Below are 10,753 nucleotides of genomic sequence, written 5' to 3' on the forward strand. Positions count from 1 at the left end.
AAGAAATTGGAAATCGCATTTTCAATTTCTGTCCTCTGATTAAATCATGGATGAGTTAATCAGAGGTTCCTATAAGTTATATCCTAAACAGCAGCGGCAGCCGTGGCCTTTATTTTTGCCACAATGGCTCGCAAACCGTTACCGCGTGTTGGGCTTAGGTGACGCTCTAAATCAAGTTGACCAAAATAATTGTCGATATCAAAATCAAGAATTGCTTGTGCCGATTTACGGTTAAACGCTGCAAGCACAAGAGCAAGCAAACCACGCACAATAACGGCATCGCTATCGACTAAAAAGTGAAAAATGCCGTCGTTAACTTGTGTTTCTAACCACACATTACTTTGACAACCTTTAACAAGCCGATCAGTAGTTTTTAGAGCATCGGGCATGGTTTCGAGTTCACGGCCCAAGTCAATAATGTATTTGTAACGCTCTTCCCAATCGTCGAAAAAGCCTAAATCATCAATAATTTCATCGGTATTTAAATCAGACATAACTTAATTCAATCAGTTATTTGGTGAGATTTTATTTAGGGCTTACCACCCCAATTCGGTAAAAATTCTGATTAAATTAGCAATAAACTCATCAGAATTTTTTATAGAAAACTCCGCTTAAATCAGGAGTGAATTAACCGCAAGTTCCTATAACTATTAAATTCAGCTTTTAACTGCCGATAATGTTTGAGTCTTGTTTTAAGTACTTGTGTTGCGCGGAACTTATTAATCGTGATGACAAAAATATTTGATCGCATTCAACACAAGCAGTTTTGAGCGCTTGTTACATTGGCACTCAAAATTCACTAAAACTTCTCAGAGATTAAAAAAACAATCCCGCTTCAAGTTGCGCTTCTTCGCTCATCATTTCTCGCGACCATGGCGGATCAAAAACCAGCTCGACATTGACCTGTTCAACGTTCGGCACTTTCGCCACGCGATACTTCACGTCGCTGATCAACACCGGCCCCATACCGCAACCGGGCGCGGTTAATGTCATGGCAATGTTAACGGCTTTTGAGTCTTGTTCAATTACTACCTTGTAGATTAGACCAAGCTCAACAAGGTCGATGGGAATTTCTGGATCGAAGACGCTTTTCAAAGCCTGCCAAACTTGGTCTTCAATAATTTGATCGCCTTCAGGTTCAGGAAACGATAAGACTTCGGGTTCTTGACCAATGGCATCAGCATCGGTGCCATCAATGCGTAACATGTTGCCAGCCCAAGTCACCGTGTAGTTGCCACCCAGTGACTGGTTGATGGTGATAAATTGACCGGGAGGAATAGTTGTAGGTTCGCCCGAAGGCACTCTGCGGGCGGGGCATTCACGGCCGGTGACTACCATTTTTTGTTCCAAGATCCACTCCTTTAACTACGGTCTGGAAAGGTGACTGTTAAGGAATCTCTGATTAACTCATCCATGATTTAATCAGAGGACAGAAATTGAAAATGCGATTTCCAATTTCTTCACAATTTCTATTACGTAAAGTTCCTGAAATTGGCGACACATCCTTGTGTCGCGAGAAACTCTAGGTTAACCAGAGCTTCCTTAACAAGATGGTGACAGAAATGTCGCGGCGCGTATTCTAACCTTGAAAATACTTTATGAAAGCAAAAGACTGAAAATACGTACTGAGGAATTTGGTAAAACAATTTGATAGAGAGTTAAGGCAGCACTTGTTTTGCACTGCCTTAGAAATCAATTAACGCTGAAACTTTCGCCGCATCCGCATTCAGCGACCACATTGGGATTGTTGAATTTAATGACTTGGTTTAAGCCTTCGGTGACTAAATCGATCTCGGTACCACGCACAACCTTTACCGCTTCTTTATCAACGGCAAGATTTAACGAGCCATCAAGCGGAATCACTTGGTCAGAATCTTTAGCGTTTTGTACAAAATCTAATACGTAAGCGTAGCCAGAACAGCCACTGGTTTTCACTGACAAACGAATCAAGTTGCCACCGTCACGCTCAGCGTTGCGATGGAAGTAACGCAAAGCGCGGTCAGTAACTGATACTGGGCTCGCAGTGGGATCAAATGTAGAAACAGTCATACAAGCTCCGTTAAAGGGAAAATGCTTCCAACCATTATTGAGTTAACGATTGGCTATTCAAGCATCATTTGGACTTTTTTCAGGCCATCAAACAGGGCCTCAACTTCATCCAAGGTGTTATAAATGGCGAAAGACGCACGCGCGGTGCCAGGCACACCTAAACGATTCATCAAAGGCTCGGCACAGTGGTGCCCGGTACGTATGGCGATACCTTGTCGATCAAGCAGAAAACCAATGTCCGCCGGATGACCCGCATCCATCACAAAACTCAGAACGCCGGCTTTGTGTTCGGCACTACCAATAATTCGCAAACCTTGAAAATCCATGGCGCGATCGGTGGCTGCTCGCAGCAATGCAGCTTCGTGGGCTTGCACCTCAGCAAAGTTAAACTCAGACAACCATTGAATGGCACGCGCGGTAGCAATAGCACCACCTACGTTGGGTGTGCCGGCTTCAAATTTATAAGGCAGCTGATTCCAAGTAGCCGATTGGTAAGTCACGGTCGCGATCATTTCGCCACCGGTTTTCCAAACTGGCCAATCTTTGAGTAATTCTTCACGCCCCCAAAGAACACCCATGCCCATTGGGCCGTAGAGTTTGTGGGCAGAAAACGCGTAAAAATCACAACCCAACGCTTGCACATCCACCGACTCATGAGCAATGCCTTGAGCACCATCGATCATTACCCAGGCGCCTGCTTCTTTGGCAATTCTGGTAAGCAACGCGATTGGATTTACCGTTCCCAAGGCATTAGAAACATGTGGAAACGCTACCAAACGGGTTTTTTGCCCAAGTGCCGTGTCGAAGGCAACAAGATCTAACTCGCCTTCATCGTTAATGGGCACAACTACTAACTTAGCGCCGCTTTTGGCACAGGCTTGCTGCCAGGTGACCAGATCAGCGTGGTGTTCCATTTCGGTAACAACCACCTGCTCGCCCGGTTGCAAATACTGCGCAAGACCGTGACTGACCAGGTTAATGGACTCGGTTGTGCCGGAGGTCCAGACGATTTCTTCGCGCTTATTGGCGTTAATGAATTCGGCAACCACATCACGGGCGGCTTCAAATTTTTTGGTGGCTTCATCGGCAAGGCGATGGGCACCGCGATGCACATTGGCGTTGTACTGCGTGTAATACTCCACCAACGCATCGATTACGCATTGCGGTTTTTGTGTAGTTGCAGCATTGTCGAGATAAACCAGCGGGTTATCGTCAATTTTGCGAGCAAGAATCGGAAATTGAGCGCGAACTTGGTTAACGTCAAAGCTCACTGTCTTCACCCCTCTACCGAAAGCTGAGTTCGCAAAGCACCAAATCGAGTGCGCAACTCACCTTGTAACCATTCACACAACGGCTGCGCTGGCATCTGCTCAATCAACTCATTGATAAAGCCAAAGTTCAGCATAATACGTGCGTCTTGCTCGCTTACACCACGCGACCGCAAGTAATAGAGCGCCTTATTATCAAGCTCGGCAACCGTTGCGCCATGGGCACACTTAACATCGTCGGCATAGATTTCAAGCTCAGGCTTGGTATTGATCTCGGCTTTTGGCGTGAGTAACAAGTTACGGTTATTCAGTTCAGCCAGTGTTTTTTGCGCATAACGGTGAATATGAATGCGACCGTTGAACACCGCTTTGGCACTATCGCCAATAATGCCGCGCACGTTTTCTTCGGTAGTACCGTGTGGCTGCATGTGTTCTACGTTGGAATGCAAGTCGAACAATTCTTTATCGGCCAACAGATAAATCGCATTTTGTGTGGCTAGAGCATGTTCACCGGCATGGTTGATATCAACATCTAAACGCGACAATACCGAACCAAACGACACCAAGGTTGAGTGCATTTGCGAACGATTCGCCAAGTTAAAATGACAACCAGCCAATGCTTTTGCGGCGCCGGTTTGCAAGCCAAATCGGTAATGATTTAAAACCGCGTCGTCACCAAGATCAAACTCGCTAAAACTTGTCGCCACAAAGCTCTGCTCACCGCGATACTCTTCAATGACAGAAATCTTAGCACTCTGCCCTAATTTGATGAGATGACGCACGTGACTTTGGCCACCGTTTTGAAGGTGTACCAAACGAATAATAGGTTTGATGTCAGAACCATCAGCAACGGAAATCAACACACCTTGTTTGGCGAGCACGTCGTTAATCATGCCAAACAAATGGCGAGAAGGTTTCGCGCTTTGACAAACGATTTTGGCGACAGCTTGTTGCTCGTCATTAAGATTGTCTAATGAGGCAATGGTCAGCCCTTCAACGGCAACGTTAATGTCGGATTGCAGTTTACCGTTTACAAAAAACAACTCGATAAGCTCAACACCTTCCGGCGAGCTTGGGTAATCAAGATTGTCATTGGGCTCATCGATAATCGAGTTATCTAAGCTCAACAGTGGCGTGTAGCGCCACGCTTCGGTTTTACGCGTTGGCCAAGGAGTGGCACGTAATGCTTCTAGAGATTTTGCACGATGTTCCGCTAGACAATCATTACTGAGTTCGGCTTGAGCCAGCGCTTGGTCTAGCCAGACACTCATTCGCTCACCTCACGGTGCATTTCTTCAGGATCAGCTTCGCGCATTTCGGCTAACCAAGAGTAACCTTGCGCTTCTAATTCAAGTGCTAAGCTCGCATCACCGCTCTTAACAATTTTGCCGTCTGACAATACGTGTACGTAGTCAGGCTTGATGTAATCGAGCAATCGTTGATAGTGAGTAACCACTATAAAGCTGCGCTCGCCATCGCGCATACTGTTCACACCTTCGGCAACAACCTGTAAGGCGTCGATATCAAGACCGGAATCGGATTCATCCAAGATGCAAAGTTTAGGTTTTAGCAGCAACATCTGCATGATTTCGTTGCGCTTTTTCTCACCACCCGAAAAGCCTTCGTTAACACCACGCTTTAAAAATTCGGCCGGTAAATTAACCTTTTTACTGGCTTCACGGGCTTCTTTTAAGAAATCTTTTGAGCTTAATGGCTCAAGGCCCTGCGCTTCACGGTGAGCATCTACGGCAGCCTTTAAGAATTCCAAATTACTCACACCCGGAATCTCAACCGGATATTGGAACGCCAAGAACAAACCTGCACGAGCACGTTCTTCAATATCCATTTCGGTTATATCTTTACCGTCGAGAACAACTTCGCCACCGGTAATTTCGTATCCGTCGCGACCAGACAACACGTAACCAAAGGTACTTTTACCAGCGCCATTGGGACCCATAATGGCGTGCACTTCTCCGGGCTTAACGTCTAGATCTAAACCTTTTAGAATGTCTTTCTCATCAACTTTAGCTTGCAAACCTTTTACGGTAAGTAACTGCTTACTAGTCATAATTTTAAAACCTTGGATTAACCTACCGAGCCTTCTAAACTGATCTCTAATAATTTGCCGGCTTCTACCGCAAATTCCATCGGTAACTCTTTAAAAACTTCTTTACAAAAACCGTTAACAATCATCGAGACGGCTTTTTCAGGATCAAGTCCGCGCTGCTGACACAAAAACAACTGATCATCACTCACCTTAGAAGTGGTTGCTTCGTGTTCTACAATCGCGCTTGGGTTACGGCTTTCTACGTAAGGAAAGGTATGAGCACCGCATTGATCACCGATCAATAAAGAGTCACATTGCGTAAAGTTACGCGCCTTATCAGCGCCGGGATTCATACGAACCAAACCACGATAGGCGTTGTTACTACGACCGGCGGAAATACCTTTTGAGATGATGGTAGAACGCGTGTTCTTACCCAAGTGAATCATCTTTGTGCCGGTATCGGCTTGTTGCTTACCACGCGTAAGGGCAACCGAGTAGAACTCGCCCACACTGTTATCGCCTTTCAGTACGCAACTTGGGTATTTCCAGGTAATGGCAGAACCGGTTTCCACCTGGGTCCAACTGATTTTGGCGTTGGTGTGACAAATACCGCGCTTGGTCACAAAGTTATAAATACCACCGCGACCTTCTTCGTCACCGGGGTACCAGTTTTGCACCGTAGAATATTTAATTTCGGCGTTATCCATTGCCACCAATTCAACCACCGCTGCATGCAGCTGGTTTTCATCGCGTTGTGGTGCGGTACAACCTTCAAGATAACTTACGTAGCTGCCTTCGTCGGCAACAATTAAAGTACGCTCAAACTGTCCGGTGTTTTGTTCGTTGATACGGAAATAGGTCGATAGCTCCATTGGACAACGCACACCCTTAGGAATGTACACAAATGAACCATCGGTAAACACGGCGCAGTTTAGAGCGGCAAAGTAGTTGTCTTTTTGCGGAACTACACTTCCGAGATACTTCTTAACCAATTCTGGATACTTATGAACGGCCTCAGAAATTGGGCAGAAAATAACACCAGCCTCTTCGAGCTTATCGCGAAACGTAGTCACAACCGATACAGAATCGAACACTGCATCGACGGCAATCCCGGCCAGCATCTGCTGTTCAATGAGAGGAATACCTAACTTTTCGTAGGTGCGCAACAGCTCCGGATCAACCTCATCAAGACTTTTTGGCTTATCGGCCATGCTCTTAGGAGCCGAATAATAAGAGATGTCTTGGTAGTTGATCACAGGAAAATTCAAATGGGCCCAGTCGGGAGTTTCCATTTCTTGCCACGCAGCGAAAGCCTTTAGACGCCAGTCCAGCATCCATTGAGGTTCATTCTTCATGGCGGAAATTTTCCGAATGACTTCTTCGTCAAGCCCCGGAGGGAATGTTTCAGACTCAATAGCTGAAACAAAGCCCGCCTCGTATTTTCGGGCCAGGGCCTTATCGATTTCTTCTGTCATGGACTAACTCACTAATCAGGTAAAGCAACGCTCTAAGGCGTTTTTGGAGGCGCTTTTTAACAGCTTTGCAGCTGCAATGGAATTATACATCCGTGCAAGCTGCGAGAATTACACCAAGGTGGGGTGAATTAGGGCATTAACCCAACATTTCAAGCACTTGATCGTCTTCAGCTTGAGCCTGGGCTGCGGCCTTGCGTTCTGCTTTGGCGTTTTCTTGCTCAGTGTGACGCTCAAGCAAGCTTTGTAAGCTGATATCACTCAAGAACTGGTGGATTTGTTTGCTTAGCTCTGACCACAAATGATGTGTTAGACAAACTTCACCATTATGACAATTACCAAGACCACCGCAGTTGGTTGCATCAATAGATTCATTAACTGCGTCAACAATCTCGGCAATAAAAATTTGTTCAGGATGACGACTCAAACGATAACCGCCGCCCGGCCCACGCACACTGGTAACAAGATCTTGCTTACGGAGTTTTGAAAACAATTGTTCTAGGTAAGACAAAGAAATCTCTTGGCGCTTAGAGATTCCCGCTAAACTGATTGGCCCCTCACTACTGTGCAGCGCCAAATCAAGCATGGCGGTCACGGCGTAGCGTCCTTTGGTGGTCAAGCGCATGGCAAACTCCCAGAAATCACGGTATCGGAATATTGAATGGTTTTTGCACCATTGTGATTATTCCGACAAAATTAGTCAAGTAAATAGCAGAGTAATCTACTCTGTTAATTTGCTACGCAGCCAACCCACAGATAAGCGGCACAATTACCTCCAAATAACAACGCCACTACCTCCAAATAACAGCGCCACTACCTCCAAATAACAGCGCCACCTAATTAATCGCAGGGCTTTTCAGCAATATCGCCAAACTCTGGACCCAAAGGGATTCAATGGCCGAAGCGTCGGCTTTTAGTCTATCTAGCGATTCCGATGGCCATTCGGCTTGATCCGACATAGCTTGAGACGATATCAAAAGCGGCCCTTGCGATAACTCGATTTGAAAATCGATCAACACCACGGCGCGTTCTTGATCTTTAGGCGCCGCTAAAAAACCCGCCTGTTGAACTACGATTGTTTGTACAACGACGGGATCTAAAAAATATTGATGCAATAATGATTGTTCACCATTGGATGTTTTTAAAAACGCTTCGTCATTCGCGGTGGCAATCACCGCTTTTTGGAAATAATCAGCCAGCAATGCCTGAAAACCACCTTCCTCACCAGAATCCAAAGAGCGTTCGGCCAAAGCAGTTTTAGTAATGTCTTTCGATATTCCCTCATCTATAGCAATTCCCACCGCAATACCGGCAGGCCCAAGGGTCGACATCAACATAAAGCCAGCGCTGCTGCCCTTTCCTTTATAAGAAAACTTTTCTTGCTGCGTATTAATAGTCAGCGAAGAAAAATGATTGATCGGCCCACGAGACACAGTGCAGCCGAACATCAAACAGAGAACACAAAAAAGCGCCGACCGAACCAACATCCTCAACATACCCTCAAGCGCACACCCAACATTTACACGTTGTTTTTTATAAAAACCACTCACTATTAACCACACCTTAAATCGCCATTAGCTTATTGATATATCTGTTCGTTTAACGTCTAAAAACAGAATCTAAACGATGTAGGGTCCAAAAACCTTCGAAATAGACTAACAGAAGCTTGGATTATCGCCGCCATGATTCAATCACGTACCATTCTCGAAATTGGCGACACACTCACGTGTCGCTAAGAAACTCTGAGCTAATCAGAATTTCCTAACAATAGTAGAAGCAGCTAACAAAAAGTCTCAAGCAGAAAAAAACGAATTAGAACTACTTAATTTATAAAAACCAAAATCACATATCCTGTTAGCCAACTCCAATTGAGAAATTGAAATTCCCAACACCAGAAACAAAACCGCTGAATAAATCTACGAATAAAAAAGAAGAACCGCTAAAAAGAAAAAAGCGTGTTTTCCGCCAAGAAAAACACGCAAATAAATGAAGACAAGAGTGAATTTGTAAAATCTAAACGATACTAATCTGATAATGTCATTTCAATTAATTCATTAGACACAGAAAAAGCACAATCCATGACTTTCTTTAAATCATCTACAGTAATGCCAGGCGCAATTTCAATTAATTCGAGTGAACAATTTTTTAATTGAAAAACCGCCCGCTCAGTAATGAATAAAACAGAACGCGAACAGAAATTACCAGAACTGGAGCTAAAAGTAATTTGCTCTACAGCATCAACAAATTTACGAGTTTTTCCTTCACGTAGGATTTTCAGTTTGCCATTTTCAATCGCAACATCAAGCCCGCCAGCGGTCATAGTTCCACAAAAACAAAGCGCCTGAGCCGATTGCGAAATATTAATAAATCCGCCTGCGCCCGGTACCCGATTATTAAATCGACTAACACACACATTACCTTGTTGATCTGCCTGAGCAAATCCCAAAAATGAAATAGCAATACCACCGCCGTCGTAAATATTAAACAACTCGGATTGCTCAATAATGGCCTGCGGATTTAGCGAAGCACCAAACGATAAATCACTCTCAGGATTCCCACCAATAACGCCAGATTCAATAGTCAACACAAATTTATTATCACTACTGTGTTGCATTTGCTCACCGATAAGCGCAGGAATACCGATGCCTAAATTCACACAACCACCACCCGCTTTATTTAACTCTTTCATACCTCTGCGAACAATAATTTCTTTTGCAGTATCGACAACCTCTAACGCAGCATTTTGTTTTTGGTTGACAAATTTTTTCGCAGCCGCACGACCATAGGTCTCTGGATGATCTTCTTCATCAGCAACCACAACGTAGTCAACAAGAAAACTGGGTATTTTGACAAAATAAGGGTTTAACGACTTAGCTTTTACAATCTCTTTAACCTGAACAATAACAATACCACCGCAATTTTTCGCCGCTTGTGCTTGTGCTAGTGAATCCATGTAAGCGGTTTCGTTCTCAAAAGAAATGTTACCTAATTCATCTGCTTTGGTACCACGTAATAAAGCAACATCAATTTTTTGTGCAGGGTATAACAAAAATCGTTGTTCCTTAATAAAGACATCTTCTACCAAAGAATCAGACTTCAATCGGCTAAAAGAACCACCTTCCACCTCTGGATCGACAAAAGTGTTAATTCCTACTTTGGTAATAAAACCTAATGAACCACGTGCAATTTCTTTAAATAAATTACTAATAACACCTTGCGGCCAATTGTGAGCCTCTATTTCTCCAGAGAGTCCCATTTCTGTAAGCTTAGGGTTTAGCGCCCAAAAACCACCAATCGCCCTGTTAACTAATCCCGGATACGCCAGACGATCTAGGCCGTTTCCAGACTTATCACCGGCACCGGAGGCAAATAGCAAATTAATTTTCTCAGGCTTGCCTGTTTCTAAAAAACGTTTTTGAATGGCTTTTGTTAATGCATCACCATGACCACAACTACCAAAACCACCGGGAATGATTGTCGCTCCGTCAGCAATTAACTCTGCAGCTTGTTTAGAATTAATGACTTTCACCTCTGCCTCCAATTTATTTTTTATATTTCATTTTAGAATTAATATTTTATTTTTTTGCGAAATCGCTGGGACTTACCACCGGACTAAGACACAAACTTAAAGCACATCTTTTGAGTAACACAAAAATAACTGGTTTAAAGCTGTTTACTCATTTTATAGATTTGTGACGTTTTTACAGTATCAAATGCACATGGAATGTTTTTTAATGTAACCCATCAAATTTATTTTAGCGGTTACTTTGTAGGTGAGCAATTTACCGAAAAACTATTTCAAAACAAAGTAATTTATAGTCATAAGTTAGCAACAACGAATAAATATAGGAAACTCTGATTAACCTAGAGTTTCTCGCGACACAAGGATGTGTCGCCAATTTCAAGAACGGTAAGTG

General features: G+C 44.0%; 10 protein-coding genes. All 10 read right to left on the reverse strand.

What is annotated here, in order from left to right; translation table 11 throughout:
• Positions 1–83 precede the first annotated feature (83 nt).
• Positions 84–494 (reverse strand): SufE family protein, encoded by a 411-nt coding sequence (locus ACYQ2C_RS18215; protein ID WP_460051187.1) that lies wholly within the window; start codon positions 492–494, stop codon positions 84–86.
• Positions 495–816: 322 nt separating this feature from the next.
• Positions 817–1,338, reverse strand: coding sequence for a putative Fe-S cluster assembly protein SufT (sufT, locus tag ACYQ2C_RS18220; RefSeq protein ID WP_460104599.1), 522 nt, complete (start codon positions 1,336–1,338; stop codon positions 817–819).
• Between the two features lie 354 nt (positions 1,339–1,692).
• Positions 1,693–2,049, reverse strand: coding sequence for a HesB/IscA family protein (locus tag ACYQ2C_RS18225; protein ID WP_460051185.1), 357 nt, complete (start codon positions 2,047–2,049; stop codon positions 1,693–1,695).
• A 53-nt stretch (positions 2,050–2,102) separates the two neighbouring features.
• Positions 2,103–3,320 (reverse strand): aminotransferase class V-fold PLP-dependent enzyme, encoded by a 1,218-nt coding sequence (locus ACYQ2C_RS18230; protein WP_460051183.1) that lies wholly within the window; start codon positions 3,318–3,320, stop codon positions 2,103–2,105.
• 5 nt (positions 3,321–3,325) lie between these two features.
• The gene (sufD, locus tag ACYQ2C_RS18235; RefSeq protein WP_460104590.1) at positions 3,326–4,588 is read right to left on the reverse strand and encodes a Fe-S cluster assembly protein SufD; all 1,263 of its coding nucleotides are present in this window, start codon (positions 4,586–4,588) and stop codon (positions 3,326–3,328) included.
• Positions 4,585–5,385 carry a Fe-S cluster assembly ATPase SufC gene (gene sufC / locus ACYQ2C_RS18240; RefSeq protein ID WP_460051179.1) on the reverse strand — a complete coding sequence of 267 codons (801 nt, stop codon included), beginning with the start codon at positions 5,383–5,385 and terminating at the stop codon, positions 4,585–4,587. Before sufC ends, sufD begins: the two co-directional genes overlap by 4 nt.
• Positions 5,386–5,402: 17 nt before the next feature.
• The gene (sufB, locus tag ACYQ2C_RS18245) at positions 5,403–6,839 is read right to left on the reverse strand and encodes a Fe-S cluster assembly protein SufB (protein ID WP_460104592.1); all 1,437 of its coding nucleotides are present in this window, start codon (positions 6,837–6,839) and stop codon (positions 5,403–5,405) included.
• 136 nt (positions 6,840–6,975) lie between these two features.
• On the reverse strand, positions 6,976–7,461 hold the full coding sequence (gene iscR / locus ACYQ2C_RS18250) for a Fe-S cluster assembly transcriptional regulator IscR (RefSeq protein ID WP_460104594.1): 486 nt from the start codon (positions 7,459–7,461) through the stop codon (positions 6,976–6,978).
• A 211-nt stretch (positions 7,462–7,672) separates the two neighbouring features.
• Positions 7,673–8,269 (reverse strand): hypothetical protein, encoded by a 597-nt coding sequence (locus ACYQ2C_RS18255; protein ID WP_460104596.1) that lies wholly within the window; start codon positions 8,267–8,269, stop codon positions 7,673–7,675.
• A gap of 590 nt (positions 8,270–8,859) precedes the next feature.
• Positions 8,860–10,365, reverse strand: coding sequence for a malonate decarboxylase subunit alpha (locus ACYQ2C_RS18260; RefSeq protein WP_460104597.1), 1,506 nt, complete (start codon positions 10,363–10,365; stop codon positions 8,860–8,862).
• Positions 10,366–10,753 lie beyond the last annotated feature (388 nt).

The sequence above is a fragment of the Sessilibacter sp. MAH3 genome (assembly GCF_054658275.1).